Raw genomic sequence first — 16,618 nt, 5'->3', positions numbered from 1 at the left:
TTTTATTGTCCCAATTTCCACTCACTGGCATTAATCACCAAATGGGTTATCTATGCTGTGGCTCGGTTCGGTAAACCACTCCGGCCCAGTTTCGCCCATGTAGAAGTGATCTTCTAAGCGCACACCAAATTCCTCTGGCACCACAATCATCGGCTCGTTAGAGAACACCATGCCAGTTTCCAGCGGAATTTGATTGCCACGCACCAAGTAAGGCGCTTCGTGAATATCCATCCCCAAGCCGTGACCGGTGCGATGCGGTAACCCCGGCAAATCATAATCTGGCCCCAAACCATCCGCTTGCAGTGAAGCACGCGCAGCGTCATCGACACTGCCACAAGGCTCACCAAGTTTGGCAGCAGCAAAGGCCGCGAGCTGGGCGTTTTTCTCCGCCAGCCAAATCTGCTGTTGTTTCTCGGTTGCATCGCCAAATACATAACTGCGAGTAATATCAGAGTGATAGCCTTTGAGCTTACAGCCAGTATCAATCAGCACCATATCGCCCGCTTTGAGGGTTTGCACATACTCCACACCGTGCGGATAAGACGTCGCTTTACCAAACAGCACAATGCAGAAGTACGAACCGCTGGCGCCCACTTTGCGGTGCGCTTGCTCGATAAATTCTTCCACTTCGGCGGTGGTAATGCCTTCATGCAAAATGCTGGCAGCGGCTTTGTGCACTTCCAGCGTCATCTGCATCGCTTGCTTGATCAGCGCAATCTCTTTCGCTTCTTTGTGCATGCGACAATGGGCTGTGACGTTAAAGCCGTTGATGATACTCAGTTCGCCCGCCTGTTGTTGAATGCCATCGACCATAAAAAATTGGGTCGATTCATCCAACGCCAATTTGCCGCTGCTGATGCCACGTTTATTTAGCGAATCAATCAGCAATGCATACGGACTTTCATGTTCATGCCAACCGAGGATTTCTCCGTCCACTAGCAAACGTTGCTTGATGGTGTCGATTTCAAACGCGGGCGCCAGATAGTAAACCTCACCACTGGCCAGCAATACTGCGCCCATCAAGCGTTCGCTTACGCCCCAGTTGATGCCAGTAAAATAGCTCAAGTTAGTGCCTGAGTTGATATACAAGGCGGCGATGTCGTTGGCACGCAGATACGCCTGCGCCTTGGCAATACGGGCTTGGTAATCGGCCAGTTCAATCTTGGCCGCGCCTGCGGTCATATCGCTTAAGCAGGCTAACGCTTGCTCCGGCGTACTGCCGCCGATGCCTTTGGTGTTCCGAGTAATATTGTCGATGCTCATGCTTGTCTCGTTGTCAAAATCTGTGGTTATTAATTGGCTTACAGCAATTGTGCTGCAGCGTGATTCATTCTGGGTTTAAATAATCAGTGGTTGCCGCGTTTTCGGTTTAAATAGCAGTACGCCAAACACCGGCCCGGCGCTGTTGCCTGCTTTCGGCTCAAAGCGCACATTAATCTGGGCTTTGCCACGGGTTAACCGCTCAGGGATGTCGTACACCACATCGAAGAATTGGCCCGGCTGGTCAAAGTTAAGCGTTTGGCTGGCGATGCGTTCGCCTTCTACCAGAATGTAGAACTCGCGCTGGCGCTCCTCACCCCAATAACTGGCTTGTAGTTTTAACGGCCCATCGGCCGCTTGCATAGTGAACGAGAAGAAACCGCCGCTGCGCGCATCCCGCCCAGCACGGCCGCGATATACCACCGGATAGCTGATCTCAGATTCCAACTGATGATTGCGCTCCGGCTGCATTTCACCGAGATGCATAACATCCACCGAACGATTGGCCAGATCCTGCAAACGCGCTTGCTCGGCAGCATAAGCCACTTCGGCATCAGCCCACCCGGCATCGCTGAAGCGCTCAAAATAGACCGCGCTGCGGCGATGATGCTGGGCATAAAACGGCACAAAGGTCATATCGTGCGGTCGACCAATGCCTTGACTGATAAACGCCGCTTTGCTGGCATCAATCGTCTCGAATTTACTGTCTAAATCACTGCCCACCAGCGCGGGCGCGGTGCCGCCATAATCTTCGTGTTCACCGCCGAGATCGGCCGCCAGCACCATTGGCCCACGCAGCAAGGCCACCAGCTTGTCGCTGCCCGCGGCGGTTTCGAAGCGCAGTTGCATAGGTAGCGTCAATTCAACCAGATCACCCGCTTGCCAACGCCGACTAACGGCAACATAACCGCGATCGACATTGGCTTGGGTGACCTGTTTGCCATTCACGCTTAGTTGCCAAGCATCGCCCACCCACGCTGGAATCCGCAGAGCCAGCGTAAATGCACGCTCAGCCTGTTCAACGGTAACAGCCACTTTGCCGGCGTAGGGATATTGCGTATCCAGCCGCAGTTTGCCTTTGCCACTGACATTAACCGTCGATGCAATAAACAGGTTCACCAGCAGCGTGTCATCCTGCTGCCACCAGATAGAATCGCCATGTTTGGCGTGGCTTTCCATGCCAGAGCCGACGCAACACCAGAACGAATCAAACGGGGTGGAATATTCACGCACCGCGCCCGACATCAGCGGCGTCATATAGGTCACCATGCCATTTGCTGGGTCAATCTGCGCCAAAATATGATTCAGATGCGCCCGCTCGTAGAAATCAAAATAGCGCCCGTCCACTTGCCAGCTATAAAGATGGCGCGTCAGCTTGAGCATGTTATAGCTGTTGCAGGCTTCGCAGGTTTGCTCAGTAATATGGTTGGCGATGGTATCCGGCGCCGAAAAATACTCGCGGTCGGCATTGCCGCCAATCACGTAGGAGTGATGCTGCGTGACCGTTTGCCAAAAGAAATTCGCCGCCGTCGCCGGTGTGCTGGCGCCGGTCAGCTCATGAATGCGCGCTAAGCCGATAATCTTGGGGATTTGGGTATTGGCATGATGATTGGCCAGTTGATCAGTTTTGGCCGCCAATGGATCGAGCACTTTATGGTGGTGCAGCCGCAGCGCCAGCTTGAGCCAACGCTCGTCCTTGGTGCGGGCGTACAGCTCGGCAAAACTTTCATTGATGCCGCCGTGTTCGCAATCCAGCACGCGCTGCAGTTGCGCTTCAGTTAACGGCGCAAACACCGCCTCAATATATTCACCAAGCTTAAGCGCAATCGGCAGCGCCGCCTTAATGCCGCAATACTGCTCAGCATCAAACAGCCCAGCATACAACTTGTGCCAGTTGTACAGCGGCACCCAGCAACCGTTGAGATCGAACCCCGCCGAGCGAATATCGCCGGCGCGGATTTCAGCAAATATTTCCTTACCATCAACTATGCTGCCGTCCTTGCGTTTGCGGGTAAATCCCGCAACATAACCATCACCCTGTGCTTGCTGCACCTCAGTCAGTTCACTGACGATGTACTGCAATCTTTGTTTGGCTTGTGGCTCACCGGTTTGCGCATACAGCAGTGCCAGCGCTGACATGTAATGGCCGAGCGAATGTCCGGCAATGGTGTCGCCTTCCCAGCCGCCGTAGACCTCGCCTTTAGGTGTGAGTCCGGCAAATAAGCGGAAGTTATGCAGCAACCGATCCGGCTCAAGCTCAAGCAGATAACGATGGTTGGCATCGACCGCACGTTTGAAGTCAGAATCGAGCAAGCGTACCGCTGCTAGCGGCACAGGCAGTGCCGTATTTGGCAAAGGTTTCAGCGGGATTTTAGGGGTCGTTGCAGTGCTCGCAACTGGCGACTGACTGCAAGCCGTCAGCGGTAAACTCGCGGCTGCAGCAACGGCGGCTCCGCCCTTAAGTAATTGGCGACGCTGACGAGAAAAACACAGCTGACACATGTAAAGCTCCTGCAGCGGAATGTTGACGGGGTAAGGTTTTCATGTTCTTTTTTATAACGTATACGAAATAACAACACTAATACAACAAGGAGAAGGCAGTGCCAAGCAAACCCGTTTTTCCGCGCATGCTGCTGTTAGCATCGATTCTGGCCCTACACCCGGTATCTAGCGCAATGGCCAGCAATGCTGACCAAGCATTTGAAACTATTTATAAAACCGAGTGGCAATGGCGTCAGGACCAAAACGGCGTAAACGAAGATAGTGTCATCACGAGTGTTCCAAGTTCATTGCCTGATGTTAGCTTGACTAAACAACAAGCCAACCTTAGTTACTGGCAAAATGTGCAACAAAAGTTGTCAAAGATTGATAGCAGCAAGTTGTCCGCCGATAACCAGATGAATTTGCTGGTGTATCAGCAGCAGATTGGTTCGCTGATCTCTGACATCACCAACAAGGTCTATGAGCGTCCATTGTCAGGTGATACCTCATTTTGGGGCGATCTGACCTACATGGCAGATGAAGGTTTTCACACCGAGCAAGACTATCGCAACTACATCAAATGGTTGGCCGATATGCCGCGCTACTTCAGCCAGAACATCGACAACATGCGCGCCGGAATGAAACGCGGTTTTGTGTTGCCGACAATCAGTCTGCAAGGCCGCGATGCCACCGCCGCTTCCGTAGTGGATGCCAAAGGCGCAGCCAATATCTTCTACGGCCCGTTCAAAAAGATGCCGGCTAACTTGCCAGCAAATGTTCAAGCCGAGCTGCAACAAGCGGGCTTAAATGCCATTGCTAAATCAGTGATCCCCGCACACAAGTTAGTGCTCGATTTCCTGCGTGATGAATATATGCCGCACGGGGCCGATTCACTGGCAGCGTACGATCTGCCCAACGGCAAAGCGTTTTACCAATCGCAAATCGAGAAATACACCACGCTGAATTTGAGCGCCGATCAGATCCACCAAATCGGTTTGGATGAAGTGGCGCACATCAAACAGCGCATGTTTGATGTGATGAAGCAGGTGAAGTTTGATGGCAGCTTGAAAGAGTTTCTCGACTTCCTGCGCACCGATCCGCAGTTCTATGTCAAAACCCCGCAAGCACTGCTCGACCGCGCCGCGTGGATCGCCAAAGAGTTTGATAGCAAAGCCGCACAGTACTTTGGTCGCCTGCCCCGCAGCCGCTTTGCGGTAATTCCGGTACCGGATGATATCGCGCCGTACTACACCGCTGGCCGTGGTGGCCCAGGCGTGTACTTAGTGAACACCTACAATCTACCAGCGCGTCCGCTGTATTCATTGCCCGCGCTGACGCTACATGAATCGGCGCCAGGTCACGCGTTCCAAATGCCGCTGGCGAATGAAAACAAAGCCTTACCTGAGTTCCGCCGCGACTATTACATCTCCGCCTTTGGTGAAGGTTGGGCGCTGTACAGCGAAAAACTCGGTGAAGAGATGGGCATGTACCACACGCCGTATGAGCTGTTTGGCATGTTGAGCTATCAGATGTGGCGCGCCGCCCGCTTGGTGGTCGATACCGGCATTCACGCTAAGCATTGGACGCGCAAACAAGCGCAAGACTTTATGCTGGATAACACTGCGCTGTCGACCCATGAAGTCACCACCGAAGTGGACCGTTACATCGCCTGGCCGGGCCAAGCGCTGTCGTACTATTTGGGTGAAATGGATATCGTTAAAAATCGCCAGAAAGCGGAAAAAGCGCTGGGTGAGAAATTTGATATTCGCGCCTTCCACGACACAGTATTGCAGATGGGTTCCGTGCCGCTGTCAGTGCTGGATGCACGCATCGACCAGTTTATTGCCGATGGTGGTAAGTCACCGTATCAAGACTAATCGGTTGATTTAGTAATAGAAAAGCCACGCATGTGTGGCTTTTTTTATGAGCGTTTGTTTTGCTAGAAACAGTCATCAACTGCCAAAGATTATCCAGTTCAACGCGCCAGCGCAGAACCACATAAACAGCAGATAGCGCCAGTTATCGCGCAGAATGCCAATACTGTTGGCTTGATAACGACTGACCATCGCCAAACCGACGCCCGACAGCGGGCTCACCGCAGTCGCCGTGCCCCACACCGACAGATACAAAAACGCTAACTGATTCAAATCTTGGGCAATCGGCAGTAACAGCGGGCTAGCCAAAGAGACACTCACCAGCGGATGCACGCCAATCAAGCCGACCAAAATCATGATTAAACTGGCGCCCCAGAATACCCACGGCGAGATGTGCGCAATATTGAATTGAAACAGCTCAGGATAGCTGGCGATCAACGCCGCCACGCCGCTGGAGAACACACCCGCCGCTAAAAACAGCGCGAACTGGCTGGCCACACTCGGCAGACGCCGTTCGATATAATTGACCAGCACTTGCTTGCGTGGTCGTCCATTCAAAAACAGTAAGGCCGCAATCGGCGCCGCAATGCTGATAATCGTCAGAATATGCACCGCGGGATACACGTAGTGCAGCACCAGCACGATCACCGCCAAGATCAGTGGCATCACTAAACTGTCGCGTTTCAGCGGATAACCACGAAAGCCGTTAATGCGATAGCGGCGCATTTCATAGTAAGTAAACACCGCCATTAGCAGCGCCAAAATCAGCCCCGGCACCATGGTGTGAGTCCATTGCGCGCCATTGGCGTAGGTCATCGCCACCCCAAAGGCGATAAAAAACGGCGACCAATAGCCGCCGGAACAAAAACCACGCATCAACACCACAACTTGACCGCGCGTCAGCGGCGCTTTGCGCTGCAATCGATCGCCCACTACAAAAATCACCGACAGATTGATCACCGCGCCAAGCAGATGACACGACAAAATCGTCGACCAAAAGCCGCGTTTTCCCATCGGCTGTGAGGTATCAACCGCTTCAGGATTGGTCAACGCCAGAAACGACACCGCAGTGAACATGGTCAACAGCGGTAGGTTGCGCGATATCGCGCTAAACAGGCCAACATCGGTGCCTTTGATGGCGCCCCACAACAGCATTAACACGCCGCAACTGAACAGAATTGCCGCTTGTTTGTGGGCCGATTTGCCCAGTGACGGCCAGCAAAAAGCGACCGCTAACCACGAGATAATAGCCGGGAGCAACAAGGATACATCGAGTGCAATGGCAAGCAGGTAACTGATGGCGGTGGCACAGACGAACCACCCCGCAATGCGGGTACGTTGAACGGGTGAAAGCACAGATAGCATGTTTAATTTACGGCAGCATGAGACAAGGTTACGGCCGAATGACCGCGGGTAGGCCTATTTTAACAGGGATAAGTGACTGCTTATAGCCGATTTAACGATAAATTATTCTGTATCAAACAGTTAATTAAGCACTACTTAATTAATAATCCACAAATTACGGTTTGAGTTTTAGTAACGAGATCGCTACTCTATCGCAAATGCTAATTATTATCATTTGTAGTTATTGGAGAAATAAATGATCCGTCCAGTACCCGCTACCGTGTCGGTAGTGAGCGCGTTAACTCTTGCTTTAGCGGCTAGCTTTGCCCACGCTGCCACCATTGACAACACGATTGAAGATGCCGCCCCAGCCGAAACTAGCATTCTGCAACAGCACGAGCATGATGGTCAGCAACACCGTGGTCACCACAAGAGTAAACAGCATAAGCAACGGATTGACGAACGTATCGAAGTCGTTGGTACTGCGGAGCAGCAGATCAAACAATCACTTGGCGTATCATTTATCACTGCGGAAGATCTGGCGCGTCGTCCCCCAGCCAACGACTTGGCCGATATCATTCGCAAAATGCCCGGCGTTAACCTGACCGGTAACAGTGCCTCAGGCCAATATGGTAACAACCGCCAAATCGATCTGCGCGGCATGGGCCCAGAAAACACCCTAATTTTGATTGATGGTAAACCTGTATCTTCCCGCAGCTCAGTGCGCATGGGTAAATCCGGTGAGCGTAACAGCCGTGGGGATACTAACTGGGTGCCAGTAGAAGCGGTTGAAAGTATTGAGATTCTGCGTGGACCAGCGGCAGCGCGTTATGGTTCAGGTGCTTCGGGTGGTGTGGTCAACATCATCACCAAAGCGCCATCAAAAGGCCTACACGGTGATATCTCGGTCTTTACCAATCAGCCAGAAGACAGCCTTGAAGGCGCCAGCAAACGCGCCGGTTTTAACTTGTCTGGTGGCTTAACTGATGAGCTATCGTTCCGCTTGTTCGGTAACCTCAACAAAACCGATGCGGATGACCAAGCGCTGAACCAAGAATTTGCCAGCAGCGATACTGCTATGGCGCCAGCAGGCCGTGAAGGTGTGCGCAACAAAGATATCAACGGCTTAATCCGTTGGGATGCCACCAAACATCAAGTATTTGAATTTGAAGCAGGTTACAGTCGCCAAGGCAACATCTACGCCGGTGACCGCGCGGTCAACCAAAACGGCTCTGACTTGATGGCCGAACTGGCCAACAGCGGCGCCGAAACCAATACCATGTATCGCCAAAGTGCATCAATTTCACACCGTGGCAGCTGGGATTGGGGTGATACCAACCTGTCTTTCTCCTATGAAAACAGCCGCAACCACCGTTTGAATGAAGGTTTGGCCGGCGGCCGTGAAGGCAGCATCACCTCCGATGCGGACTGGTCAACCTCCAGCTACAAAACCTTAGAATTGGCCGGTAGCGCCAGCATGCCATTTAAACTGTGGCAGCGTGCTCACAACGGCACCGTGGGTTTTGAAATTGGCCAAGATAAACTCGACGACCCATATTCGGTATCACAAGGTACTGGTGGTGGCGCAATTGATGGCCTGAACGACAACCGCACTGGTAAATCAGACAGCAACTACCAAGCGCTGTACGCCGAAGATAACATCGAGCTGACCGATGCGTGGATGATGACCGCTGGGGTGCGGATGGATCACTACGATAAATTCGGCAGCAACTTCAGCCCCTATATCAGCAGTTCATACAATCTGACCGACGAACTGACCGTTCGTATGGGCGTAGCCAAAGCCTTTAAAGCGCCAAACTTGTATCAATCTAACCCAGATTATCTGTACTACACCCGTGGTAACGGTTGCCCGAACCAATACCCAAGCCAAGGTGCCGGTTGCTACATTTTGGGTAACGACGATCTCGACCAAGAAACCAGCGTCAACAAAGAGATTGGCCTGCAATATCAACTGGCCGGTTGGAACGCCAGCGTGACCTACTTCCGTAACGATTACGACGGCAAGATTGTGTCAGGCATGGTGCCATACGGCGAGAACGACAACGGTGCGTATCTGCTGCAATGGACCAACGCCGATAAAGCGATTGTGGAAGGGATTGAAGGCAACATTAAAGTCCCTGTGATTGGTGAGTACGGCGAAGTGCTGAACTGGAACACCAACATCACTTACATGGATAAAAACCGTAACGAAACCACTGGTCAACCGCTGTCAGTGATCCCACGTTACACCATCAATTCGATGCTGGATTGGCAAGTGACTGAAGCGCTATCGCTGTCATTCACTTGGACCCGCTACGGCACCCAAAAACCACAGACGTTGACCTTCAATGGTGCAGAAGCTGAGGGTGATGCCCTGCGCGAACGTGCGCCTTACAGCTTGCTGAGCTTAGGTGGTGTGTACCACTTGAATGACAGCATCCGCTTCAGCGCTGGCGTGAGCAACCTGACTGACCGTCGATTGTTCCGCGAATCCACCAGCGCTGGCGAAGGTGCCAACACTTACAACGAGCCGGGCCGTGCCTACTATGCACAAATCACTTACTCGTTCTAAGTTATCTGCTTGATCAAACGGCCGCGCTCTAGAGCGCGGCTTTTGCCGTTTTACGCTTGTGCGACTGTTTGAGGATGTTGCCATGATTGCTACTCGCCCACTTTATACGCCGCTGGACCGTATCGGCTGGCTCAATACCACCATTCGCTGTGTACTGGCACTGCTTGGCAGCTATGCCAACGCCGTGCTGCTCGGTTCAGTGATTGCCATCACCCTGTCGATGCCCGCCAAAGACGCCACCATGAGCGCCATTATGCTCGGTTTTGTGGTGCAACTGCTGGCGGTAATTTGGGTGTTCTACGCCCGCACCTTAATTGGCGCGTTTGTTGGCTTAGCCCTGCCCGCCACAGCGGCCGCAGTGGTATTACATTTGTTAGGAGCCAGCCTGTGAAGTTTGATAAACCCCGTTCACTGCGCAAATCGATGACTTGGGTGCACACTTGGACCGGCTTGCCACTCGGCTGGTTACTGTTTGCCATTTTCGTCACCGGCACCCTGTCGTTTTATCGGCTGGAGATCACCCAGTGGATGCAGCCAGAAACCCAGCAAGCGTCGATTTACGATCAAGGCCAAGGGCTCAGTACCGCCACCAAACTGCTGGAACAATATGCCAGCGATGCAGAATTTTGGTCGATAGGTTTTCCTACGGCGCGCAATCCACTGTATCAACTGCGCTGGCGTGCGCCGGAAGATAAATCTGGCCCTGAAAACGCTAAAGGCAAAGCTAAAAGCAACGCTAAAGGCAATGCTAACGGGCACGCACAAGGGAATGGCAAAGATAAACCGCAACGCGGGAGCAACAACGGCCACAATGCCACGTCTGCCGACACTGCAGCCAAAAAAACCAATGCGGAACAATCACAGCCTGCAGAGTCACACCTAGCCAAAGGCGCTGACGGCGACAAAATCAAACCGCAGCAAGGCCATCGAGGCATGATGCAGTTGTCGCTTGATCCCGCCACAGGCCAAGTGATCACCCCGCGCGAAACCGCTGGCGGCGAGTTTCTTTATCGCTTTCACTTTCAGCTGTATGGCATGCATTGGAGTATTGGCCGCACCATAGTAGCGATTGCCACCTTCTTTATGTTCACCGCCATCATTACTGGGGTGATCATTCACCGCAATATTTTCAAAGACTTCTTTTCGTTTAGGCCGCGCAAAGGCCAACGTTCATGGCTCGATGCACACGCCGCCACCAGCGTCATCGCGCTGCCGTTCCATCTGATTTTGACCTTCTCCGGCTTACTGTTTTTGGCCGGGCAACTGCTGCCGATGGTGGCTGGCGCTGCCTATAACGGCGATCCGCGAGGTTTCTTACGGGATTATCGTGGCTTTGGTGCCGAGCAAGCAGCACCTAATCCTAATGCCGCCAAATTAGTGGATATCAGCGCCATCGCACTTGATGCGCTCAAACGCTCGCCAGCGGGGATTGATAGCATCAATATCAAACGCCCCGGTAAAGCGGATGCAGAAATAAGTGTTACCACACCGGAAGGCTCGCTGTTTAGCGGCAAACAAAGCTTGGCGAGTTTGCAGTACAACGGCGTCACCGGGGACTTCATTCCCGCCACGAGTAAAGAGCACAGTGCCGCCGAAACCATCTGGAAATTTATGCTATCGGCACACATGGGCTTATTTACTACGCCAGTGATCCGCGCGCTGCTGTTTCTTTCCGGCGTATTGGGGTCGGTGATGATCGCTTCTGGCCTCGTGATGTGGTTAGTGGCGCGCCAACGCGAGCGCGAAAAACTCGGTTATCTGCCTCGCGGTCATCGTTTGGTGGAACAACTCAATGTCGCGGCGATTGCGGGGTTGCTGAGTGCACTCGGGGCATATTTCTGGTTTAACCGTATGCTACCGGCGGATATGGTTGACCGCAGCCATTGGGAAATCAACGGCTTCTTTGCTGTATGGGGATTGTGTTTGTTGCACGCCATTGTGCGACCACACCTCAAAGCATGGCGTGAGCAACTGTCACTCGCCACGGCTTTACTGATCACCATTCCGCTGCTAGACCCACTCACAGGCGGTAACTTTATTTGGCAAAACTGGCTACAAGGACAGTTCGCTATTATCGGGTTTGATCTCACCGCATTCGCACTCGGTTTGGGGCTGTTGTATGCCACCCTGCAGGTTAAGCACAAGCTGGCAAAGGCCGAAGTAACCAAAGCAGTGCCGCCAGCAAGCCGTTAATTACAGGAGCAATAACATGACGTTACTGGCATTTATACTGGCATTGTTTGGCTTCAATCTGTTGTGTATTACGACTGGCCGCAATGCCACGAGTATTTTATCTACACCACTATCACAGTCGCTGCGAAGATTATTGACCACGTGCGCCTGGTTGTTGTTAGCCCTGTCATTGTGGCCCATGCTGCTTAAAACAGATATTGCGATCGGCTTGGTTAACTGGGCTATGCTACTAACGGGCTCAGCGACAGTGGTGATCATACTGCTGAGCTACCGCCCCCATTATTTAGCTTGGCTAGTACGGCCCTTACGACCTTGGCTTAGCTAGATTTTTAACTACGTTGTCAGCAAAAAAGCGCGCTGGGCATTATTCGCAGCGCGCTTTACATCCGCACAGACATTCCCCCATTATCAACTAATCGCATGTGAATCGATTGATTTACTTAAGCAATTCCTAGCGCCATTTACTCAATCTAGGGATGTTATCGGCGCTTTCATATGGCATATTGTGTGGAATATGCCATTGAGTCATCGCCTGAATACTGGTGCAAGAGCTCATCAATACTGCTTGTGGTCGCATTAGCGCTTGGGAGCAGCCGTTAGAAAAAGGATTTTTATGAAGAAAGTTTTGCTTGTTGGCGCCGTTGTTATTGTAGGCGCTGTGGTGGCGGCACCCAAATTTGGTAGCGCTCGTTTCGAACAGCAGCTTGATCAAATTGTTGCAAAGTTAAATCAGTATCCGGGTTATAGCGCCACCGTCGTTAGCAATCAACAGGGTTGGTTTAGCGCCGATACCACCATTAAGTTCGGTATCGATTTCTCCGCTATGCCACGTTTTAGCCAAAATGATGCGCTCGCGGCGTTCCCTAAATTGTCATTTGATACCCAACTGCACACTCAGTTTGGCCCTTTACTATTTTCAGAGGACGCCACCCTTGGTTGGTATCGTACTGAACTCAGCATCGCTGCCGATGGGCTAAGAGATAAACTCAGTTGGCAGGCACAGCAACCTTTGGTCAACGTCAATTACACCGTCTCATTGCAAGACGCGATGTATATCAGTGACACCATCGCACCATTCACCTTCAAAGATGAAACGGGCCAGCTAGCTGGTGAATTTAGTGGTTATCAAGGACACGGTTCTTGGATTGGGCGGGCATTAAATTATCAGGGCAATGCTGCGGCACTCACCTTATCAGGCGAGCTAGAGGCAAAGGTGAGCAACATCGGCATGACAACCACAGCTGATGTCAATTTGGCCGAATTGCTATCTCGACAAGGCTACGACGGTAAAACCGCCATCACAGTGGCGGCGGTCGATTCAAATCTGGTGAAAGTTAACAAGTTGCTGATTGAATTGGCTAACAGCGTTGATAAAGACAATGACACAACCGCCGTTAGCATGAACTATGCAGCAGATAGCGTCAGTTACCTTAACTCCACCGCATCTGATTTAGCGCTCAATATCACTCTTGGTAATATCGATAATAACTTCTTACGCAGTTACCAGACATTTTTAGAGCAGTTGTATGGCAGTGGCGCGCAAGCTGAAGCACTGCAACAACAAGTGCAGCAGTTTATGCTCGATAATTTGCCACAGCTACTGAGCAAATCACCAAATTTAAAAATGGCACTGCATGGCAAACTACCTCAGGGGAATTTACAGGCAGATGTTGACGCCAGTATTGTTGATATCACAGGTAAACTCAGCAAAGAGCAACTGGCGAATAAGCAATTTTGGCTGCAACACAGCAAGGCAAAATTTAATGCCAAGGCCGATGAAGATGTGGCGAACCTGTTGGCAGCGATGGTGTTGAAGCGACAGCTGGGCGAATCCCCTCAATTTAGTCAGATGCCTGCTGCGCAGCAGCAACAACTGATTGATGGCCAAACCGGGTTAGTCTTGCAGCAATTTATTCAGCAAGGATTAGTCACTCAGGATGAAGGTACCTTCAGCATTTCAGCTTCGCTGGAAAATGGGATCGCTAATCTCAACGGCCTACCTATACCACTATAAAAGCATCACGAAGCCGATATCAAAACGCCGCTCAATTGAGCGGCGTTTTAGCAACTGAGTAGCAACTGAGTTAAGCTTGCGCTTTGTAACGTTCAGCCATCGCGTTTGCCGCAATCATCGCGTGATAAACATCATCCTCGCTCAACTCCATGGTCATGTTCCCCATGGTATCGCCTTCGGCACAGGCAATTTTCGCGACATTACGCCATTCTTCTTCAACGAAGTTTTTCAGGCCCATGTCTGCCAAAGTCAGTGGCAAACCCGCGGTTTTGATGATGCGGATCACTTCATCAATCTCTTCTTTGGGTGCATTCTCCAGTACCAACTGAGTCAGCAAACCAAACACCACTTTTTCACCGTGTTGCGCACGGTGCAGATCTGGCACGGCTGACATACCGTTGTTGACTGCATGAGCCGCAGCCAACCCCCCCGCTTCGGCACCAACACCACTCAAATAGATAGTGGCTTCAATGGTTTGTTCCAACGCAGGAGTCACAATCTTGTTTCTCACCGCATCCATCGCCGCCGCGACATTTTCACGCAGCAGTTGGTAACACAGTTCTGCCAAACCTAAACCTGTACGAGAAGGCTTTTTCAACACCAAGTTGATACCGTCAGAGGCGTAGCAGGTACGTGCTTCAAAGTAGGTTGCCAACGCATCACCAATACCCGCGGCAAAAAAGCGCTGTGGTGCGGCACACAAAATAGAGGTGTCAGCAATAACAGCATCCGGGTTTTGTGGCAGATACAGATAACGCTCAAACTCGCCTTCAGCGGTATAGATAACGGCTAAAGCGGTACATGGCGCATCGGTAGAAGCGATGGTGGGGTAAAGTACCACTGGCAGTTTATGGTAATAGGCCACTGATTTAGCGGAGTCGAGTGTTTTACCACCGCCGACACCAATAATCACGTTAGCACGTTGTTCTTCAGCTAAAGCACCCAAACGTTTGATTTCGGCTTCACTACATTCGTAGTTAAATTTTTCAGCTTTCGCTTCGATTTTATTTTCTTTTAATGCGCTAACGGCTTCGTTTTGAACACGGTCGAGAATGAATTCATCGCTGATGATAAATGCGTTGTCGCCAAAGTCTTTAACGTAGTCGTGCATTTGGGCCAAAAGGCCTTTCCCAATGATAAATTTTTTAGGGGAAGTTACGGTACGTGGAACAATAGACATATACCCTCCTGAGTATGCAATTACTGTCTCAATCCATCGAATTTCGTCACAGCATAAACCTCGAAAAATCACATAACAAAGGGTTAATATCGATAGGTTACTTCGGCTTTATAGATTAATAACTAAGCTTATTTTAAGAAAGTCAGTGCTTATTACTGTTAATTTGTGCTAACAAAGCTTCACTCAGCGCCCTCACCGTCTCATCATGACGGCTGCTTTCACTGCGTACAAAGTACAGCTGCGTGGTGCGGCTATTGACGCCAATGCAGGCTAATGTGCCATCCGCCAACAAGGGCGCGACCTGCTGCTGCGGCAACCAACCAAAACCCAACTGATTCACCACCGCCCCTATCGCTGCATCAATTGATGTGAAGTACCAACATTCCTGTGCCGAAGGATATTGATTCAGCAGTTGCTGACTCTGTTTATCCACAATTTGAATCATCGGATAACTGGCCAGTTGCGAGCGCCGTAACTCTGGTGATACCTGTAACAGTGGATGCTCCCTGTGCGCCACGCAGACAAACTGCACGTCCATCACCAGCTGTTTCTCAATCGCGGAGTCGGCTGGCAAACTGATCAAGTACAAATCTCCAGCCTGTTGCTGCAGTTGCAGTACCCCTTCATCTTTAATTGACTCTTTGACATGCACTTGGGTTTGACTGAATTGCTGCTGAAACGCCTTTAAACCAGCAAACAACCAAGGCTGCGGAAACATGCTATCGACGACCAGATCCACCACCGTTCTTTTCCCCGCACGAATCGAATCAGCACGCAGCTCCAAATCTTGGAAACCATCGAGAAGCAGTTGCGCTTGCGCTAACAAGGTAGTGCCCGCCGGAGTTAATACGAGGCGACGCCCCTGTAGCGCCAACAACGCCACCCCCAGCCTTTGCTGTAGCTGATTGAGCTGATAACTCACCGCGGGTTGACTGCGATGATGATGCTGCGCCGCGCTGGCGATACTACCGTGTTCGACTACGGCCGCTAACAACTGCCACTGCTCAAGACTGGTTTTAAACATATAAAAATTCTTTATGTTTTTAATTCAAAATTTACGTTTTTTATAAAAATATAAAATGCTTAAGCTAAGCACAAGTTAAATAGCACAGCACATGAGAGGTTAAAACTATGTTTGATAAAAACGACGTAAGCGGCATTGTTGGCAAACATCTGGTATATACCTATGACAATGGCTGGAACTACGAAATTTACGTTAAAAATGCTGAGACCATGGACTACCGCATTCACAGCGGTATCGTCGCTAACCGTTGGGTCAAAGACCAACACATCTATCTGGTACGTGTTGCCAGCGATGTTTATAAGATCTCTTGGACCGAACCCACTGGAACTGACGTCAGCCTGATCATCAACTTCGCAGATAGCGTATTCCATGGCACCATTTTCTTCCCACGTTGGATCATTAACGAGCCGCAGAAAACCGTGTGTTTCCAAAACGAACACATAGAACAGATGCGAGCTTATCGCGATGCAGGGCCAGTCTATCCAACGGAAGTGATTGATGAATTCGCCACAATTACCTTTGTACGTGATTGCGGTGAAAACAATGACGAAGTAATTAATTGCCCGGCCAGCGAGCTACCAGCAGATTTTCCAAATAACCTGAAATAACAGGTTACTAGAAATAAAACATCATTCCGGTGAATGATAACCCAGTAAGCAAAAAACGCCTTCCCAGA

12 protein-coding genes are annotated in these 16,618 nt (G+C 51.1%); 7 read left to right on the top strand and 5 right to left on the bottom strand.

Translation table 11 applies throughout. The annotated features are described in order from the left end of the window. Window positions 1-30: 30 nt before the first annotated feature. Together HR45_RS07625 and HR45_RS07620 are read right to left on the bottom strand one after the other, a co-directional pair. The gene (locus HR45_RS07625) at window positions 31-1,263 is read right to left on the bottom strand and encodes a M24 family metallopeptidase (RefSeq protein ID WP_037441560.1); all 1,233 of its coding nucleotides are present in this window, start codon (window positions 1,261-1,263) and stop codon (window positions 31-33) included. A gap of 75 nt (window positions 1,264-1,338) precedes the next feature. Further along, window positions 1,339-3,762 (bottom strand): glycoside hydrolase family 127 protein, encoded by a 2,424-nt coding sequence (locus tag HR45_RS07620; protein ID WP_037441559.1) that lies wholly within the window; start codon window positions 3,760-3,762, stop codon window positions 1,339-1,341. 98 nt (window positions 3,763-3,860) lie between these two features. Between HR45_RS07620 and HR45_RS07615 the strand changes: the two genes are divergently transcribed. Continuing rightward, complete coding sequence (locus HR45_RS07615) at window positions 3,861-5,618, top strand: DUF885 domain-containing protein (RefSeq protein WP_206537890.1); 1,758 nt, start codon at window positions 3,861-3,863, stop codon at window positions 5,616-5,618. Window positions 5,619-5,693: 75 nt separating this feature from the next. Here HR45_RS07615 and HR45_RS07610 read toward each other — a convergent pair whose 3' ends face one another. Beyond that, a complete protein-coding gene (locus HR45_RS07610; protein ID WP_052074589.1) occupies window positions 5,694-6,980 on the bottom strand; it encodes a hypothetical protein in 1,287 nt (428 codons plus the stop codon). A 235-nt stretch (window positions 6,981-7,215) separates the two neighbouring features. Here HR45_RS07610 and HR45_RS07605 point away from each other — a divergent pair, with 235 nt between their 5' ends. The 5 genes from HR45_RS07605 (at window position 7,216) to HR45_RS07585 (ending at window position 13,738) form a co-directional block, all read left to right on the top strand. Beyond that, on the top strand, window positions 7,216-9,531 hold the full coding sequence (locus HR45_RS07605; RefSeq protein ID WP_052074588.1) for a FepA family TonB-dependent siderophore receptor: 2,316 nt from the start codon (window positions 7,216-7,218) through the stop codon (window positions 9,529-9,531). An 82-nt stretch (window positions 9,532-9,613) separates the two neighbouring features. Further along, window positions 9,614-9,922: a hypothetical protein gene (locus tag HR45_RS07600; RefSeq protein WP_063266199.1), complete on the top strand. Its 309-nt coding sequence runs from the start codon at window positions 9,614-9,616 to the stop codon at window positions 9,920-9,922. Continuing rightward, the gene (locus HR45_RS07595) at window positions 9,919-11,724 is read left to right on the top strand and encodes a PepSY-associated TM helix domain-containing protein (protein WP_052074587.1); all 1,806 of its coding nucleotides are present in this window, start codon (window positions 9,919-9,921) and stop codon (window positions 11,722-11,724) included. Before HR45_RS07600 ends, HR45_RS07595 begins: the two co-directional genes overlap by 4 nt. 16 nt (window positions 11,725-11,740) lie before the next feature. After that, a complete protein-coding gene (locus HR45_RS07590; RefSeq protein WP_037441557.1) occupies window positions 11,741-12,049 on the top strand; it encodes a DUF3325 family protein in 309 nt (102 codons plus the stop codon). A 288-nt stretch (window positions 12,050-12,337) separates the two neighbouring features. Continuing rightward, window positions 12,338-13,738, top strand: coding sequence for a YdgA family protein (locus tag HR45_RS07585; RefSeq protein WP_037441554.1), 1,401 nt, complete (start codon window positions 12,338-12,340; stop codon window positions 13,736-13,738). 70 nt (window positions 13,739-13,808) lie between these two features. Here the strand turns inward: HR45_RS07585 and HR45_RS07580 are convergent, their stop codons facing one another. Beyond that, on the bottom strand, window positions 13,809-14,918 hold the full coding sequence (locus HR45_RS07580) for a glycerol dehydrogenase (RefSeq protein ID WP_037441552.1): 1,110 nt from the start codon (window positions 14,916-14,918) through the stop codon (window positions 13,809-13,811). Between the two features lie 142 nt (window positions 14,919-15,060). Beyond that, window positions 15,061-15,942: a LysR family transcriptional regulator gene (locus HR45_RS07575; RefSeq protein ID WP_037441550.1), complete on the bottom strand. Its 882-nt coding sequence runs from the start codon at window positions 15,940-15,942 to the stop codon at window positions 15,061-15,063. Window positions 15,943-16,049: 107 nt separating this feature from the next. Here HR45_RS07575 and HR45_RS07570 point away from each other — a divergent pair, with 107 nt between their 5' ends. Next, the gene (locus tag HR45_RS07570) at window positions 16,050-16,550 is read left to right on the top strand and encodes a phenolic acid decarboxylase (RefSeq protein WP_037441548.1); all 501 of its coding nucleotides are present in this window, start codon (window positions 16,050-16,052) and stop codon (window positions 16,548-16,550) included. Window positions 16,551-16,618: the final 68 nt, after the last annotated feature.

The sequence above is a fragment of the Shewanella mangrovi genome, from assembly GCF_000753795.1.
Classification (GTDB): domain Bacteria; phylum Pseudomonadota; class Gammaproteobacteria; order Enterobacterales; family Shewanellaceae; genus Shewanella; species Shewanella mangrovi.
The sequence above is the reverse complement of the archived record's forward strand: the minus strand, read 5'-3'. Positions and strand labels throughout refer to the sequence as shown.

Coding starts and splice junctions, on each gene's coding strand:
- HR45_RS07625 (WP_037441560.1), bottom strand. CDS start 1,263: ATGAGCATCGACAATATTACTCGGAACACCAAAGGCATCGGCGGCAGT.
- HR45_RS07575 (WP_037441550.1), bottom strand. CDS start 15,942: ATGTTTAAAACCAGTCTTGAGCAGTGGCAGTTGTTAGCGGCCGTAGTC.
- HR45_RS07620 (WP_037441559.1), bottom strand. CDS start 3,762: ATGTGTCAGCTGTGTTTTTCTCGTCAGCGTCGCCAATTACTTAAGGGC.
- HR45_RS07605 (WP_052074588.1), top strand. CDS start 7,216: ATGATCCGTCCAGTACCCGCTACCGTGTCGGTAGTGAGCGCGTTAACT.
- HR45_RS07590 (WP_037441557.1), top strand. CDS start 11,741: ATGACGTTACTGGCATTTATACTGGCATTGTTTGGCTTCAATCTGTTG.
- HR45_RS07585 (WP_037441554.1), top strand. CDS start 12,338: ATGAAGAAAGTTTTGCTTGTTGGCGCCGTTGTTATTGTAGGCGCTGTG.
- HR45_RS07570 (WP_037441548.1), top strand. CDS start 16,050: ATGTTTGATAAAAACGACGTAAGCGGCATTGTTGGCAAACATCTGGTA.
- HR45_RS07600 (WP_063266199.1), top strand. CDS start 9,614: ATGATTGCTACTCGCCCACTTTATACGCCGCTGGACCGTATCGGCTGG.
- HR45_RS07580 (WP_037441552.1), bottom strand. CDS start 14,918: ATGTCTATTGTTCCACGTACCGTAACTTCCCCTAAAAAATTTATCATT.
- HR45_RS07610 (WP_052074589.1), bottom strand. CDS start 6,980: ATGCTATCTGTGCTTTCACCCGTTCAACGTACCCGCATTGCGGGGTGG.